Genomic DNA, 15,777 nt, shown 5'->3' with positions numbered 1-15,777 from the left:
TGCCTCTTGCTGTCAGCCTTCATCTTTACGCCGACGGCCCTGCTTCGCGATGACAAGGATGCAGTTGCCGACATTGACCCGGACAACTAACGCGCCCGTTCCAGCAGCAACGCGACCGCGCACTAAGAGGTCCGCATGACCCGCATCGCAACTTTCAATGTAAACGGCGTCAACGGTCGGCTGCCAGTGCTTCTCAGGTGGCTGGATGAAACGAAATACGACATCGTTTGCCTTCAAGAACTCAAAACATCTGACGAAAAGTTTCCGTTTGATGCGATCAGCAACGCCGGCTACGGCGCCATCTGGCACGGCCAGAGGTCCTACAACGGCGTTGCAATCCTCGCCCGTGGGACAGAACCCGTAGAACGACGGCGCGGTTTGCCTGGCGATCCCGACGACACGCACAGCCGCTACATCGAGGCCGGTGTAAACGGGCTTGTGATTGGCTGTCTTTATCTGCCCAATGGCAATCCAGCGCCGGGCCCCAAATTCGGCTATAAGCTCGGCTGGTTTGAAAGGCTGATTAGCTACGGCCGGTCGTTACTTAAAGGCGGTAGGCCAACCGTCCTTTGCGGTGATTACAATGTGGTTCCGACCCCGCTCGATGCGGTCGTGCCAAGGCGGTGGATCGGCGATGCTGTGTACTTCCCTGAAAGCAGGAACGCTTATGGCCGGATGCTTGCTCAGGGTTGGGTCGATGCCATTCGTCACATTCATCCAGAGAAAGCCATCTATACCTATTGGAACTTCTCCTATCGCGGCGGATACGACCCAAGCTCAGGTCTTCGAATGGACCACCTTCTCGTGAGCCCATCCCTCTCGCTTCATGTGCGCAGTGCCGGCGTCGATGTGGAAACCCGCGGATGGGAGAAGCCAAGCGATCACGCACCGGCGTGGATCGAAATCAATGAGCGTCCATGATACGCATACTGCAACGGTCGAAAAAATATCTCGCCATTGACGTCTAATTTGCAGGCTTGGAAAAAGTTCAATGTACGACTTTTACCAACCGCAACCCGCCACCGCGATCCGCCGGGCATCGCTACGGAGAAAATTATCGTAATGGCAATGCCACTTCTTGGCAGGTCGGAAGTTGTCGTGCTGTTCCTGCTATCGGCCGGATCAAAAAATGCTGAGAGGTAAGGCGAATGAAGGAGGTTCGTCGGAGCGAAGTCGAGCGGATTGAACGGTCGGCACAAAGCGCAACCGCGACTTTCTGCGCCGCTCTTCGCTAACATATTTGGAATCTTGCATCGCGGTAATGCTTACACATCTCGATCGTGAAGAGGTGGTAGCGATCCTAGAACGAGAAGCGAGAGGAGTTTGGGTGAGGTGCCACCCCAATGTCAGCGGTTTCGAGAGGCTCCGCACGACCGCCGCTCTTCCCTCAAGAACGAGGGCAAAAGTATTGGATGCCGCTCACTCGGCTACGCCGGGGCCAGGCGCCAGCGTCATCGGCGACCCGGCAGCTCGCTTGGTAAAACAACACGCGGAAGCCAAGCCGATGCGACGCTAAAGGGTGGCCGCAAAAAAATTTCGAGATGCTCTTGAACTCATTTGGGACGCCTCCTAATTCGATTTCCGCCAAGGCCAAATCCTGGGCCACTTTTGAACTGCGGTCCACCTCCCGGCCTCGGCCGGGAGGTTCAGATTGCGGAGAACGGAGATGATCACTTACAGCAACGTACTGATGACCTATAGCCCCGCTAATCGTAGCAAGCTGGAAGCACTTTCATGCTTGTTCGACAGTCCTTGGCAGGTCGTGCATCAGCGGGGTATGACCTGTGCTGAGAAGCGGGCGCTTCTCGCCTCGTGGGCGTCTGATGCCTGCGCAGTCGAAGGCCAGCCGGCTTTGCGCCGGTTGGACAACGGCGCTGTGGTAGCACTCGATCAGATAGTGAGTGCTCTGAAGGCTCTGGATGAAGAGCCGATGCGCGCCCGGGCTCTTCGGGTGGGGTCTTCACGCCGTCACGCCCTCAACCGGCGGTGGGGTAGTCGATTACCTGGCCCCAAAGATGACGATGATCCCCCGCCATCCCCGGTCACACTCGTGCCCCGTCCTCGCGCATCTGGCGGAGCCGGACCATTTGCTGGCCTGGAAACCCGCGGGCGCCTGAAACGAGAGGTCGCGGGTAAAAGAGTGGTGTCGGGGGCGGTACACGCAAGAAGGCGGGCAGGATGCGACCGCTCGGCGTCACGATGCCGTCGACCGCATCCTGTTCGGGCCACGGCCGCAATGGCTAAGAGCATTTTTTTCGAGGCCAGAAGCGGCTTGCGTACGAGTCCGTACCAACATTTCTTAATGGCGGCCGAGTCTCGCGAAGTTAGAATTCCTATCGTCATCTGCGAACGAGGCCGATTGCCGTGGAAAAAACCGTATTGAACGTTCCGTGTGTCGAACTGGTCGAAGGGTACGGTGGATGGCATGTCCGCGTGGTTGGGGAAGACCAGGAGCACACGCGGTCATTCGAGATCGAATCCTTCGCTCTGGCCTACGCGGAAGGTCAACGGCGACGCCTGGCGCTCGCTGATTTCACACGGATCTAGGCTTGAGGAGCTGGTGAAGAAAATGCTGATCGGGCGCCCGGTCTAGGTAATGAAGTTGCCAGCAAGCTGCAAAACAGGAGGCTGCCTTGAAAAAACGGCGCATCGACAAGGAAAGATTTGAAAGAGCGGACCGCGAAGCGCGCAAGATGATCGACGCGGAACGCCAGGCTAGAGACGCCAAGACGGTCCGGCTAAGAGAGTTGAGGCTCAGCGCAGGCCAAGGGTTGGCGCTTGTCAAAGCGTAACGCTGAACTTGCTCATTTATGAGGCTGTGCATTCTTGACAGTGGGAACCTTTGGGATCGTCCAAGGTTGAGCCGGGCGGGGCGTTCTCATCGGTCCGTGCCGTTGCCGAGAATTTCCCGTCTCCGTCGGCCCGCGCAGCCTTGACCGCAGGCGCGGGCTCTCCCTCTTTTTTACGGTGCCTTATGACGACGCCTTCGTCTAGCACAGGCGGTGACCAGCAAGGGATGCAACCCTCACGCCTGGCCGCAAAATGGCAGCAGATAAATTCAGGTCCGCCGAATTGTGATTCCGCGACGGAGCAGTTCAAACCGCGGAAGTGCAACCTCCCCCGGCTGCTGGCCTGGCCGCACTGCTTGTTGTAACTTCAGGGAGAATTTCATGCGCTGTCCTAGTCGATGGTGAGCAGGTTCACCAACCCGCCAGCTTCCCGCTGTGTGAGCGCTTGTTTGAAAGCCTGTGTGGCAGCATCGCACGCCGGCATGGATGGTCCGTGAAGATTGAGAATGATCGTCGCCGACTTCTCGGACAAACCATGCTTCGATGCGAATTCACCTACAGGATATTGCCCCGTCCGCTCCTGTGACCTTCTGAGCAACTGCGCGATCTTTTCGTCAGTCGAGAGCAGTCTGCTTTCGACTATCTGTTGAACCTTCGTTTCGGTGAACATCACCATGCCGACGTCCTCGACTAAAGATCAGCGTAAGCGTCGATCTCGTCAGGACGTTCCAGTCGCGGTCGAAAATCGATGTGCGCAAAAGCGGTGACACACCGAGCGCCCCGAAAGGTTCCGATGCGGGGGCTGCCAAGTAGGGCCAAGTCGACTGGCCTGGGCCATGGATCCGCTTGTCACAACGATCGGGGCAGCGGATTGAAATCGTACCGAGGGAGGGAACAAATCATCGTCCTGCAAATTCGTATTAGACGTGGCTGAATTTCTAAGCGAGAAGAAAATGATGGGGTTTTTCGGAAGGTATTTTCGAGCCTCTTGGGGAAAAAAGGACAGCCGGAAAAGCGCAGCGGGGACATGCGTAAGTCGACCGGCGCAGGTCCCGCTCTGGCAACTCATTCGAAGGACGCAAAGAATGCAGCCCCCACCGGCCAAAATGCGACGGCAGCGAGGAAGAAAGCCGACGGCTAACCGATGCGGATCATTTTGCTCTCATGGTGTGCAGAAATCTGCTAAGGCGGCGCCCCGTTTCAAGACAAGACATGGCAACGATAGATGCACCCGCCAGCGGCCCGATGACACTTCACTGAGACCCTCACCGCGCTGCGGTCCCAAGGTTTGAATCACATGCGATCAGTCCCAATGCCAGGTACGGTCGTCTTTGGGGACCTTGGGGAGGTCGAGCCCCTGAGCCGGAGATTTGGCGGCGATCGCGGCATGCCGCTCGACCGTTACTATATCGAGAGTTTCCTGGAGCGTCATGCAAACGACATTCAGGGGCGTGTCGCGGAAATAGGCGACAATGTCTACACGCTCCGCTTTGGCCTCGACCGTGTCGTGCGTTCCGACATCATCGACTCGCCGGAGAGCCCCAATCCACACGCCACAATGCGCATCGATCTGCAGAACGAAGATGCCGTGGAGGGCGGTTGCTTTGACTGCATCATCGTAACTCAGACGCTGCATATGATCTACGAGGTGCGGGGTGCCCTTGCCACGATCCATCGCGCCTTGGCGCCAGGTGGCGTCGTGCTGGCGACGGTACCAGGTATTACGTCAATCGACGCCCATGACGGACCAGAAAAATGGTTCTGGGCGATGACCCAGACTGCGGCACAACGCCTGTTCGAAGAACGGTTTGGCTCCTCCGCAGTAGAGGTACATCAATTCGGCAACGTGCTCGCCGCCACAGCCTTCCTTCAGGGTCTCGCTTTCGAAGAGATCGATCGGGCAAGCCTAGACGTCGTTGATCCCCTGTACCCTGTCATAACCGGAATCAGGGCCACCAAATCCTGATGTTCTGCACGTCCCGCTCTCCAACTCAGGGAACTGAGTGGAGGCGAGCCTTATCCGCACGAGCTCCGAGCAACTGCCGGAAGATATGACTCGTCATGGTCGCCGACTGTTGGATATCGAAGCTGGCTTGCGCCCGCCTCACGCTCGCCCCGGACATCGACTTCAGCCTTGCTGGGTTGGATAACAGTGAGATTGCCGCCAAGGCGACGCCCTCCCAGTCTCCGGGATATTCCGACACGATACCGGGCCACTCGGTGGTGCCCACGAGAACACCGGTTTCGCCTGTTGCGACGATTTCCGGTACTCCGCCGATGCCGATCGCCACGACTGGCACGCCCGATGCCATGGCCTCCAAGATGGTGAGCGGCATCGCGTCTGCGCGGGACGTATGCAACAGCAAGTCAAGTGCCGGATAAATCCGATGTGGTTCGCGCGCAAGCCCGACCATATGAATGCGAGACTCCAGCCCGGCGCGTCGCACTGTGGCTGCCAGGTCCTTTTCCATTAACCCGGTCCCAACCATTGCGAAATGCACGTCGGGTCGCCTTTGCAATATGAATTCGGCGGCCTTGATGAACTTGTCGGGGCCTTTTTCCCAAGCCAGCCTGCCGACGAACCCAACCAATATGTCGGTAGGCGCGACGTTGATCGTTTGGCGGAATTCTGCGGGTTCGGCGGACATCGGATGAAACTTTGCGAGGTCGACTCCGTTGGGAACGAGGCTTACAAGCTCTGGCGCCAATCCCACCGCAAGTGCCTGTGACCAGGCTTCGCGGCACACCACAATGGTATGGCTCCCGGTTGTGCGCGCGACGCTGATTTCCTGCGCATGCAAGCTCATGCCATGCAACGTGGCTACGGTCGGCGTCCCGCTCAGCCGGCCGGCTATTGCCGCCACGGTATGCGCGTTCATCAGGTGCGCGTGGAGCAGATCGACACCGGTTTCGCGGACGAGTGTGCAGATCAGTTCAATTGTCTTCCAAGGCGGATCGTCACGCAGCGGCGCTATATAGACGTCTCTGCCTTCGGACCGCAGCAACGCGGTATAAGGGCTCTCAAAAGGGCAAAGGAGCGAGACTTTAAACTCGTTCGATGGCAGGTTTGCAGCCAGGTTGCGGACATAGTTTTCCATGCCGCCGACAATGGCGTTACCCAAAACTTCAAGGACATGCGTGCGCTCATCAGTTTGGCCGCCTGGCAGCACGCGCGGTGTCCGGGCCATCAGTTACCTCCTTGCCACGGACGCAGCCTGAGCCAATCCATTGCGGTCCCCGACATGATTGCATCTCGGTCATCTGCTGCGACATCGAGCTGATCGAGAATTGCCCAGACCTCCTCAATTGCCGCGCGAATATGAGCACCGCTGCAAGGCAAGAAGCGGTCGCTCCCGAATTGCAGCGAGCGTGGGCCGATCACGTCGATTGCCTTTCGAAAGACCTCGTCGCGGTAGATGGGAGGTGGTCCGAACGACAGGTCGAAGCGAAACTGGCTCTCGGCCGGGTCGATGCCATTGATCCGATCGATAACGCCAACCGCGTTGGCTTCGTCGCACCATGGCCAGCCAAGGTGAGCCAAGGTGACGCGAAGGCCGGGATGATCGCGAACCCCCTCATAGAACGATGGCCGGCAGAACCGCCCTGATCGACCGTCAATGAAAATCCCGCTGTGGAACAAGATGGGGAGATTGAGCCTTGCAGCGACGGCGTACACGCGATGGGCGCACTCATCATATGGATACCATCCGGTCGGAACCATCTTCAGGGCGCGAATACCGGGAAGCGCGGCTGCCTCCTCAAGATCGCCGGCTGATTGCGGATGGAGCGGATTGACAACCGCGAACCCGACGAGCCGTTCCGAGTGATCTTTTATCAGGTCGGAAAGGTAGCGGTTGCCAGCGCGCAACGACTCCCGGTCGTAAAGCGAATAAGGCGGCGTCAGGAACGGCGCCAGCAGGAAGGCGATGTCCACGCCCGCCTCATCGAGCGACTGCAGCACATCCCCCGTCGTCTCGCGGCCCGATGTATGAATATGTGCATCGACAATCATTTGCGCCTCCCGCCGACAACTTGCGGAGGCGATGCCCGTTCCAACCGTAATGAGAAATCTTGGTATTGTTTGATGTCCGGCCGAGAAATACAAAATTCCGTCGTCGTGTGGAACCCGATCTGCGGACGGAGCTTCATCCAACATAAGCTAACCCTAATGCGGATCGTTGTGATGGATCAGACCGTATCCAACCCCTTGCTTATGCCATTCGATAGGCACCTCCTGATTTGCTTTTCACACCTGCGATGGGATTTCGTTTTTCAGCGCCCGCAGCATTTGATGACGCGCGCCGCGGCCACCTACACCGTCGTGTTCTTCGAAGAACCGGTATTCGACCCCGTTGACACCCCTGTCCTTCGCCGAAAGCCGGTCGCCTCCTGCCTTGAGGTTGTGACGCCGGTGCTGCCGCACCATCAGCCCAGGATTGAGATCGACAGAGCAATGGCCATACTTCTTGAGAGCCTGGTGGCGAGCATCGAGCACGACCAGCTGGTGGCCTGGTACTACACGCCCATGGCCCTCAAATTCACCGCCGCTTTGCAGGAAGATGTCTGCGTCTACGACTGCATGGACGAACTTTCTGCCTTCAAGAACGCACCGCCCGAACTCCAGCGGCTCGAGCAGCAGCTCTTTGGCAGGGCCGACGTCGTGTTTACGGGCGGCATGAGCCTTTATGAGGCCAAGCGCAGCCACCATCCCTCCGTTCATGCGTTTCCAAGCAGCATTGACACGGCACACTTCCATCAAGCCCGCCGCCTTCAAGCAGATCCCTCTGACCAGCAAACCATTGCCCATCCGCGCGTGGGTTTCTTCGGGGTCATCGACGAGCGGTTCGACATCGACCTGATGGCTCGAACCGCTGCAGCGATGCCTGCAGTCCAGTTCGTCACTATCGGGCCGGTGGTCAAGATCGACCCCGCCACGCTGCCCGCCGGGCCAAACATCCATTGGTTGGGCGCCAAGCGGTATGCCGAATTGCCGAGCTACATGGCCGGTTGGGACGTAGGGTGGATGCCTTTCGCCTTGAACGACGCCACACGGTACATCAGTCCGACGAAGACGCCTGAGTTCCTAGCCGGCGGACTGCCCGTGGTCTCGACTGCCATCGTCGATGTGGTGCAGACCTACGGCAGTCGCGGACTGGTCGAGATTGCTGACGCAGGATCGATGCCAGCCGCCCTCACAACCGCTCTGCGCAAAGGTTGCGGTGAAATGGCCAAGGTCGACGCGTTCCTCTCGGGAATGTCTTGGGACGCGACCTGGAGCGCCATGCAAGATTTGCTCAAGTCCGCAAAGGTTTTGCGTCTTCCCACATTAAGACGGTTGGTCGACCATGTTTGATTGGCTTGTCGTCGGCGCGGGCTTCGCCGGAAGCGTTTTGGCAGAGCGCCTTGCCAGTCAGCGCGGAGAGACGGTGCTGGTCATCGACCGTCGCAGTCACATCGGCGGCAACGCTTTCGATTGGTACGATGAAGCCGGCATTCTTGTGCATCGCTATGGGCCGCACATCTTTCACACCAATGCTGAAGCCATCGTCGCCTACCTGTCCCAGTTCACAACGTGGCGTCCTTATGAGCACCGTGTCCTCGCCAAAGTAGACGGTAAGCTTGTGCCAATCCCAATCAACCTCGATACGATCAATCGTCTCTATGGCCTCGACCTCACCTCCAAGCAAATGGAGCAGTTTCTGGTCGAACGCAGAGAGAGCGTGGAAGAGATCCGCACCGCCGAGGACGTGGTCGTGGGCACAGTGGGACGCGAACTCTACGAGAAGTTCTTCCAAGGCTACACGAGAAAACAGTGGGGGGTCGACCCCTCGCAGCTGAGCAAATCGGTGACAGCGCGGGTGCCAACACGAACCAATCGCGATGACAGGTATTTCACCGACACGTTTCAGTGCATGCCCGCGGGCGGCTACACACGCATGTTTCACCGGATGCTGGCTCATCCGAAGATCAAGGTCATGCTGCAGACGGACTACCGCGAAATTCGAAAGGTCATCCCCTATCGGCGTCTCATCTTTACCGGCCCAATCGATGAATTTTTCGACTTCAGGCTGGGAAAGTTGCCGTACCGCTCTCTGCGCTTCGAGCACGTCACGCTCGACAGGCCACGGGTCCAACCCGTGGCCGTCGTCAACTATCCGCAGACCGAGGCTTTCACCAGGGTCACGGAGTACAAGCATTTGACGGGGCAACAGCATCCTCAAACCAGTCTGACCTACGAATATCCGACGGATGACGGCGATCCATATTATCCAGTGCCCCGGGCGGAGAATGAAGTGCTTTATAAGCGATACGAGGCACTCGCTGCTCAGCAAACCGATGCGATTTTCGTCGGTCGGCTGGCAACCTACCGGTACTACAATATGGACCAGGTGATTGGTCAGGCTCTGGCCGCGTTCAATCGCATTCAGAAGACGGGCGCGCCGGCGCTATCGCTTGCCAGGGGGGCGGCGGGGTAGTCATGGTGGAGGTCTGGGGCGGCGTTGAATGCAGCGTGGTTCGGGTGGGCAGTATGATCCGCGATCAGCTCCTAGAAACCGGTCATTCAAAACGCATCGAGGATTTGGATCTCGTCGCTTCCATCGGCATCAAAACGCTTCGATATCCGGCGTTGTGGGAGCACGTGGAGGCGGTGGAGGGCAAGGATGACTGGAGCTGGCTGGACGAGCGGTTCGAACGTATGCGCCAACTCGGCATCAGCCCAATGGCAGCCCTTGTCCATCATGGGAGCGGGCCATCCTGGACGTCCATTCTCGCGCCCGATTTTGCCGATCGTCTCGCGGCGTTTGCCGGTCGGCTCGCACGTCGATACCAATGGATAAGGACTTTCACGCCGATTAACGAACCGATGACGACAGCGCGCCTCAGCGGTCTCTATGGATTTTGGCACCCGCACCGCGCGGACGAGCCAAGTTGCGTCCGGCTTCTGGTCGCCCAATGCCGCGCGATCGCCAAGACAATGTCGGCCATCCGCAAGATCATCCCCGAAGCTCGCCTTCTGCAGACCGAGGATTTCGGAAAGATTTTTGCGACGCCGGAGCTTGCATACCAAGCGGAGTACGAGAATGGCCGGCGATGGCTATCGCTGGATCTGCTTTGTGGGCGTGTCGGTCCATGCCATCCGTTCCATGGACGCCTCCTCGGCGCTGGTGTCGATCACGCCCACCTGGCAGAGTTGGAGGCCGCGCCCTGCCCTCCGGATCTGATCGGCGTTGATTACTACCTCACCAGCGACCGGTTTCTCGATCATCGCGTCGAACGGCATCATCGAGAACCGGTCGGCGGCAACGGCATCGATCGATACGTCGACATCGCCGCTTGCCGCGCCGGCGTGCCGGCCCGCGAACTCGGATTTGCCACGCGTCTGCGTGAGGTGTGGCGGCGCTACGCTCTGCCGGTGGTAATCGGAGAAGTGCACAATGCCTGCACCCGTGAGGAACAGCTGCGGTGGTTCATGGAGGGATGGCGGGCTGCCTGCGAATGCTCGGCTGATGGTATCGACGTACGCGCCGTCACTGCCTGGTCGTTGTTCGGTGCCGTAGACTGGAATTCCATGATGATGCGCGAGGATGGGTACTACGAATGCGGGGTGTTTGACGCGAGGGTTGATCCTCCGCGCAGAACTGTTCTCGCGGACGCCATTTCGGCTCTGGTGAACACGCAATCGTTCTGCCATCCCGTGCTTGCACAGACCGGCTGGTGGCGAGCTCCGCGAAAGAGGCTGGGGAAATCGCCGACGATCCTGCTGCGAGGATTTGACCTGCGGCTGTCGATCCTGGGAGACTGTTGCAGCCGCCGCGGACTTCCAGCGAAAGCAGCGCCCCAGCAAACAGGGTCGGCGGACTCGTGGGCTGAGCTAAGCGTGCGCTGGAGCCGACGCGGCTCACGGTCTGTCTTGTCTGCCAGCTATGCCGAGGGTGGGACCTTTTCGCTCGCAGTGCCTGATTATATTGACCGGGTTGCCGCTTGCAATGCATTCCTCGACCTGGTGATCGACGGCCTTGCCGGCGACTATGAGCTGGTTTCGGCATATCGCGACAACCAATACCGGGTTACCGAACGCCCGGCCGAACATCTTGCCGCGGTGACGCGTTAGAACTGAAATACGGAATTCGGCGCAAGACGGCATTGTTCTGGCGGCACCATAAACCTCTCGACGAAGCCAAGCGCTCGGTCGTTGGGTAAGGGCAGCCAGCTAGCGCGGATCTCGCATCATACTGAGGTAGGTCGGATCGAATTCGGCGATCTCCTGCAGGCGCGCCCAGTCGATGATCGTCAACGAGTGATCGGCCCAGGTGATCGCGCCGAGCTTACGAAGTTCGCCCACTATGCGGTTCATATGAACGACCGACAGTCCCAACACGTCTGCGAGTTCAGCCTGCGTCAGCGGCAGACGGAAACTCAGGCCGGTTGTGCGATTCACTACCTTCAATCGAACGTAAAGTTCGCAAATCAGATGGGCCAGATGAGAGATCTTCGATCGGCGCCCCATAGCGACGATCCATTCCCGGTGGATCGCCCCGTCGACTAGCGTGTCCAACCAGAGAAGTCGCGTGAGATGTGGCGCCGTCTCCGTGATCTTTCGCAGCCGACTATGGTCGGCAAAAAGCACGCGACAGGCCGACAGGGCCATAATTCCATGGTCCATGGTTTTGAGCAGGAAAACGTGGAGGTCGACAAAATCCCCCGGCACCTGGAGGGACGTAAATTGTCGGCCCCCATCGTCCAGCACTTTATATCGCGCTGCCAGTCCCTCGACCAGCAGGGTGCTATAGGTCGGACGGGATCCCGCAGAAACCAGATCCTGGCCGATGGCGAAATCACGTCCGATTGAAATCGTCTGGGTTAATAAAGCCCGTTCGGCATCTGAGACAACATCGTGTTGTTCAAGCTGCAAAAAGAGAGATTCAAGCATCACGCGTCTCGAGGCTTATAGGCGAAGAGGCACCAACCGCCTTGGCGGATCAAGCGAGAGGAGCTGCAAGTCCGCCAGTTCCAAATGAGGTCGCCGGCACCTGTGATGTGTTTTATACCAAAACGCCAGCAGCGAAGAAACCTCGATTCATCGAGGAGATTTAGAACATGACGGGCGACGGTGATCTCTCAATGAACCGATATTTCTTCGACGTCTATAACAGCGACGGCCAGGTTCTCGACGAGGACGGCCAATTTTTCGAGTCGCGCGACCGCGCTCGAGCAGAGGCCTTGCGTGTCCTGCACGATGTTGCTCGCGATGAAATGCCTGACCGTGACCTGGTAAAAATCACAGTTAAGGTCCGGAGTGACAACGGAGCCCAGATGTTTGAAGCATCCCTCATCTTGACAACCGGCTGGAGCGCATCGGCGTTCGTCGCGCCAAAATAGGTACACAGTGGGCCGGCACAAATGCGCCCCCTGGCACCACTTAGTCGCAATCTACCGCGGAGGGCGGACCCGCCGATCGCCCCCTCGCCCGAACCTGCTGCACTAGACGTGATTGACGTACGAGTGATGTTCGAAGGCTGAATTGTGTCCTCAACGAGAAGGTCCTTCTTGCGGGCAAAGGCGACAAGAACGCCGCAGCAAGCAATTGAGAGGGCAACCCCGGGGTGTGCCATCCCTTGCACATTTCGTGTGCATATCTCCACAAAACGACAAGAAGCTTTCTGACATGTTCTCGACGTAGTACGAAGTCATGCCAGGAGGTTTTCGATCCTAATCGGCAGGTCCCGGATGCGCTTGCCGGTGGCATGATAGACCGCGCTGGCGACCGCGGCAGCCGTACCGACATTGCCAAGCTCACCCAGCCCTTTGACGCCAGCTGGATTGACCTCACGGTCGACCTCCGGCACCAGGATCACGTCGACTTGCTTGATGTCGGCGTTGACCGGCACGATATAGTCCTGCAGGTCGCGATTGACATAGCGCGCGTGGCGCTGATCGATTTCAGTCGCCTCGTGAAGTGCTTGGCCAATACCCCATATCATGCCGCCCATCAGCTGGCTGCGCGCGGTGCGCGTGTTCATGATGCGTCCGGCAGCAAAGGCGCCAACGATGCGTGGCACCCTTACCTCGCGCGTGTAGCTGTTGATGCGCACTTCGACGAACTCGGCGCCGAAGGCGTATTTGACCGAATCTTCGTCGCCTTCACCGCCATGGAATTCGGGCTGCCCGGCATAAAGCTTCTTGAGCGCTTCCGGCGATGAACCCTTCGGTGCGAATTCGGCATATTCCTCGATGGCGCCGACCTGCATGGCCTTGAAAACATCTGCCAGCTTCGCGGATTTTCCGGTCTCGGCGCCGACTTTTCCGTCAGCCATATCCAGCTTTGCATTGCCGGAGCCAGAGAGGGGACCGTCCTTGCCGACCGCTCCTGCAAAGAGTTTCTGGCGTACAGTTTCGCAGGCTTGCATCACCGCCGAGCAGACGCTGGCCGTTGATATCGAGCCGCCCGAAACGGGTGCGGGCGGCAAAGCGCTGTCGCCCATCTCGACGCTGACCTTTTCCATAGCAATCCCAAGCAATTCAGCTGCCATCTGGCCGGCTATGGTGCGGACGCCGGTGCCGATTTCATGCGAGCCGCATTGAACCCGGACGTCGCCATCGCTGGTCAAGCGAACCCTGGCCGCACAGGGAGCGACGGCGGTCGGATAGATCGCCGTCGCGCAGCCCATGCCGATCAGCCAGTCGCCTTCGCGCATGGAACCTACCTTGGCATCGCGCTTCGACCAGCCGAAGGCGTCTGCAGCCTCATCGTAGCATTTGATGAGCGAGCGGCTCGAAAACGGCTTGCCGCCGATCACTTCCTTGGCCGGCTCGTTGATGCGGCGAAACTCCACAGGATCCATGCCAAGCGCTGCCGCCATCTCGTCCATGGCGTTCTCCAGCGCGTAGACGTAAGGCGTCTCCGGTGGCGATCGCATGTAGCCGGGCGTGTTGCGATCGGCATGGACGATCGAGACATGCGTGAGCACGGAGCCGTAGTCATACATGCGCGCCGTCGCGGATGTGCCGCCGACGACATAAGGATCCGGGCGTGACGTCACCTCCCAACCCTCATGTCCGAACGCCGTGATACGGCCGTCCTTGCCGGCGCCCATGCGAATTCGATGCCTCGTCTCGGCGCGATAGGTCTGCGTACCGAAAGCCTGCATGCGGCTGACCACACAACGAACCGGCCTGCCGATGCGACGCGCCGCAACCGCAACGATCGCCGTGCGCGCCGTCATAGGTCCCTTCGAACCGAAGGCTCCACCAATGTAGGGACTTATGATCCGCACATTGGCCGGATCGAGCTTCAGTTGCCGCGCGAGCTCCACCTTCCAGCCAGTCACGTTCTGGGACGGCTCGTGGATCGTCAGCTGATCGCCCTGCCATATCGCCGTGGTCGAGAACAGTTCGATCGGGTTGTGATGCTGGGTCGGCGTCGAGTATTTTTCGTCGATCTTCACCGCTGCATTTGCCCAAGCGGCATCGAAGTCGCCTGCCTTGGGGTCCTCCTTGAGCATCGGATTCTTGCCCGCCGCAGCTTCCGTCTTCGTGCCTTTAGACTCGAAGCCGGCGCTCGGCTGCTCGTCCTCATAGTCGGCGTGGATCAACATGGCAGCTTCTTCGGCCGCCTCGAACGTCTCGGCGACGACAAGAGCAACGATCTGGCCGTCATGGAAAATCGTCCTGTCGTGCAACGGCGCGATGGAGCTTGCCGACGTGTTGCCGAATTTCGGTTTGCCGATGTTGTCCATGTCGCCATAGGTGACGATATCCAGCACGCCGGTCACCGCCTTGGCATCTTCGATATTGAGTTTTGAAACCTTTCCCCGGGCGATGGTGCTGGTGGCGAGCACGCCATAGGCGACGTTCGCCGTGGCGATGTCGGCGGGATAGCTTGCCTGTCCGGTGACCTTCAAACGGCCATCGATGCGCACGACGGGATCGCCCTGATTGTCCTTGGGAGTGGGTGCGGCCTGGTTCATGACTTCATATCCCGGGTTTCGAGCAACGCGCGCGTCAAGGTGGATTTGCCGAGCTCTATCTTGAAGCCGTTGAAGGCAAGCGGCCTGGCGTCGGCGAACGCGGCCTCCGCCGCCCTGTTTGCAGTGGCTTCGTCGAGCACTTTGCCCTTGAGCACGTCTTCCGCGGCGCCGGCGCGCCATGGCACGGTGGCCACACCGCCAAGCGCAATGCGCGCTTCCCTTACCGTGTCGCCGTCCATGTCCAGCGCGACCGCCGCGGAGGCAAGCGCAAAGGCATAGGATTCGCGGTCGCGTATCTTCAGATAGCGCGAGCGACTGCTCCAGGGCCCCAGCGGCACCTCTATGGCGGTGATGATCTCGTCGGCTGCAAGGTTCGTCTCGATATTGGGCGTTTTTCCCGGAAGCTGATGCAACTTGGCAAAGGCAAGCGTGCGCCTACCTCGTCGGCCTTCAATCTCGACGGTAGCGTCGAGCGCGATGAGCGCCTGCGCGAAATCGCCATGATAGGTGGCGATGCAGGCATCGCTTGTGCCCAGCACGGCATGCTGGCGATTGAACCCGTTCATTGCCGAACAGCCAGAGCCGGGCTTGCGCTTGTTGCAGGGCCAGGACGTCTCGCGAAAATATTCGCAGCGCGTGCGTTGCAAAACATTGCCGCCCAGGCTGGCCATGTTGCGCAACTGGCCGCTGGCAGCCAGTTGCAGGCTTTGGGCGATAACCGGACAGCCGCTTCGTATTTCTTCGCGGTCAGCTGCCTCACCCATGCGAACGAGGGCGCCGAAGCGGATACTCTTGTCGGTTATCTTGATCTGCCTGAGCGAAGCTTCGGAAAGACCGTTGAGGTCCAGCAAACGTTCGGGCCGCGCAACGCCGAGTTTCATGTAGTCGGCTAGGTTCGTGCCACCGGCAATGAATTGCGCATCGGCCTCGGTCGGCGGATCGTCTTTCGCGGCAAACTTTGAAGCCAGCGCAAGCGCGGCGGGAACGTTTTTAGGTCTTTCATAGGTGAAGGGGCGCAT

At 59.1% G+C, this 15,777-nt stretch carries 13 protein-coding genes; 7 read left to right on the top strand and 6 right to left on the bottom strand.

From position 1 onward, the window contains the following. The first annotated feature begins 135 nt into the window (after positions 1–135). Complete coding sequence (gene xth / locus H0241_RS30185) at positions 136–921, top strand: exodeoxyribonuclease III (protein ID WP_181061414.1); 786 nt, start codon at positions 136–138, stop codon at positions 919–921. A gap of 1,712 nt (positions 922–2,633) precedes the next feature. Beyond that, positions 2,634–2,792 (top strand): hypothetical protein, encoded by a 159-nt coding sequence (locus H0241_RS30180; RefSeq protein WP_181061413.1) that lies wholly within the window; start codon positions 2,634–2,636, stop codon positions 2,790–2,792. Positions 2,793–3,180: 388 nt separating this feature from the next. Here the strand turns inward: H0241_RS30180 and H0241_RS30175 are convergent, their stop codons facing one another. Next, complete coding sequence (locus H0241_RS30175; RefSeq protein WP_181061412.1) at positions 3,181–3,465, bottom strand: hypothetical protein; 285 nt, start codon at positions 3,463–3,465, stop codon at positions 3,181–3,183. 711 nt (positions 3,466–4,176) lie between these two features. Here H0241_RS30175 and H0241_RS30170 point away from each other — a divergent pair. Next, a complete protein-coding gene (locus tag H0241_RS30170; RefSeq protein ID WP_181061411.1) occupies positions 4,177–4,755 on the top strand; it encodes a methyltransferase domain-containing protein in 579 nt (192 codons plus the stop codon). A 25-nt stretch (positions 4,756–4,780) separates the two neighbouring features. Here H0241_RS30170 and H0241_RS30165 read toward each other — a convergent pair whose 3' ends face one another. Next, complete coding sequence (locus tag H0241_RS30165; RefSeq protein WP_181061410.1) at positions 4,781–5,977, bottom strand: glycosyltransferase family 4 protein; 1,197 nt, start codon at positions 5,975–5,977, stop codon at positions 4,781–4,783. Continuing rightward, positions 5,977–6,801, bottom strand: coding sequence for an amidohydrolase family protein (locus H0241_RS30160; protein WP_181061409.1), 825 nt, complete (start codon positions 6,799–6,801; stop codon positions 5,977–5,979). Before H0241_RS30160 ends, H0241_RS30165 begins: the two co-directional genes overlap by 1 nt. Positions 6,802–6,972: 171 nt before the next feature. Between H0241_RS30160 and H0241_RS30155 the strand changes: the two genes are divergently transcribed. The 3 genes from H0241_RS30155 to H0241_RS30145 are packed head-to-tail and all read left to right on the top strand — an operon-like array spanning position 6,973 to position 10,902. Beyond that, positions 6,973–8,142, top strand: coding sequence for a glycosyltransferase family protein (locus H0241_RS30155; protein WP_181061408.1), 1,170 nt, complete (start codon positions 6,973–6,975; stop codon positions 8,140–8,142). Continuing rightward, entirely contained in the window at positions 8,135–9,265 is a 1,131-nt protein-coding gene (gene glf / locus H0241_RS30150; RefSeq protein ID WP_181061407.1) for a UDP-galactopyranose mutase, read from the top strand. The genes H0241_RS30155 and glf overlap by 8 nt, the downstream gene beginning before the upstream one ends. Before the next feature lie 53 nt (positions 9,266–9,318). Continuing rightward, positions 9,319–10,902, top strand: a complete 1,584-nt coding sequence (locus H0241_RS30145; RefSeq protein WP_181061406.1) for a glycoside hydrolase — start codon at positions 9,319–9,321, stop codon at positions 10,900–10,902. 99 nt (positions 10,903–11,001) lie between these two features. On the opposite strand, the gene H0241_RS30140 is transcribed toward H0241_RS30145, so the two are convergent. Next, the gene (locus H0241_RS30140; RefSeq protein ID WP_181061405.1) at positions 11,002–11,721 is read right to left on the bottom strand and encodes a Crp/Fnr family transcriptional regulator; all 720 of its coding nucleotides are present in this window, start codon (positions 11,719–11,721) and stop codon (positions 11,002–11,004) included. 167 nt (positions 11,722–11,888) lie between these two features. On the opposite strand from H0241_RS30140, the gene H0241_RS30135 reads away from it, so the two are divergent. Continuing rightward, on the top strand, positions 11,889–12,170 hold the full coding sequence (locus tag H0241_RS30135; RefSeq protein ID WP_235984555.1) for a DUF6894 family protein: 282 nt from the start codon (positions 11,889–11,891) through the stop codon (positions 12,168–12,170). Positions 12,171–12,478: 308 nt separating this feature from the next. On the opposite strand, the gene H0241_RS30130 is transcribed toward H0241_RS30135, so the two are convergent. Together H0241_RS30130 and H0241_RS30125 are read right to left on the bottom strand one after the other, a co-directional pair. Continuing rightward, positions 12,479–14,758: a xanthine dehydrogenase family protein molybdopterin-binding subunit gene (locus H0241_RS30130; protein WP_181061404.1), complete on the bottom strand. Its 2,280-nt coding sequence runs from the start codon at positions 14,756–14,758 to the stop codon at positions 12,479–12,481. Next, complete coding sequence (locus tag H0241_RS30125; RefSeq protein WP_181061403.1) at positions 14,755–15,777, bottom strand: FAD binding domain-containing protein; 1,023 nt, start codon at positions 15,775–15,777, stop codon at positions 14,755–14,757. Before H0241_RS30125 ends, H0241_RS30130 begins: the two co-directional genes overlap by 4 nt.

It is taken from the genome of Mesorhizobium neociceri (assembly GCF_013520985.1).
Lineage (GTDB): Bacteria > Pseudomonadota > Alphaproteobacteria > Rhizobiales > Rhizobiaceae > Mesorhizobium > Mesorhizobium neociceri.
This window is presented reverse-complemented; position numbering and strand designations above follow the sequence as displayed.

Bases quoted from the DNA above. Each gene is read 5' to 3' on its own strand.
- xth (WP_181061414.1), top strand. From the start codon at position 136: ATGACCCGCATCGCAACTTTCAATGTAAACGGCGTCAACGGTCGGCTG.
- H0241_RS30175 (WP_181061412.1), bottom strand. From the start codon at position 3,465: ATGGTGATGTTCACCGAAACGAAGGTTCAACAGATAGTCGAAAGCAGA.
- H0241_RS30170 (WP_181061411.1), top strand. From the start codon at position 4,177: ATGCCGCTCGACCGTTACTATATCGAGAGTTTCCTGGAGCGTCATGCA.
- H0241_RS30165 (WP_181061410.1), bottom strand. From the start codon at position 5,977: ATGGCCCGGACACCGCGCGTGCTGCCAGGCGGCCAAACTGATGAGCGC.
- H0241_RS30160 (WP_181061409.1), bottom strand. From the start codon at position 6,801: ATGATTGTCGATGCACATATTCATACATCGGGCCGCGAGACGACGGGG.
- H0241_RS30155 (WP_181061408.1), top strand. From the start codon at position 6,973: ATGGATCAGACCGTATCCAACCCCTTGCTTATGCCATTCGATAGGCAC.
- glf (WP_181061407.1), top strand. From the start codon at position 8,135: ATGTTTGATTGGCTTGTCGTCGGCGCGGGCTTCGCCGGAAGCGTTTTG.
- H0241_RS30145 (WP_181061406.1), top strand. From the start codon at position 9,319: ATGATCCGCGATCAGCTCCTAGAAACCGGTCATTCAAAACGCATCGAG.
- H0241_RS30140 (WP_181061405.1), bottom strand. From the start codon at position 11,721: ATGCTTGAATCTCTCTTTTTGCAGCTTGAACAACACGATGTTGTCTCA.
- H0241_RS30135 (WP_235984555.1), top strand. From the start codon at position 11,889: ATGACGGGCGACGGTGATCTCTCAATGAACCGATATTTCTTCGACGTC.
- H0241_RS30130 (WP_181061404.1), bottom strand. From the start codon at position 14,758: ATGAACCAGGCCGCACCCACTCCCAAGGACAATCAGGGCGATCCCGTC.
- H0241_RS30125 (WP_181061403.1), bottom strand. From the start codon at position 15,777: ATGCGCCCCTTCACCTATGAAAGACCTAAAAACGTTCCCGCCGCGCTT.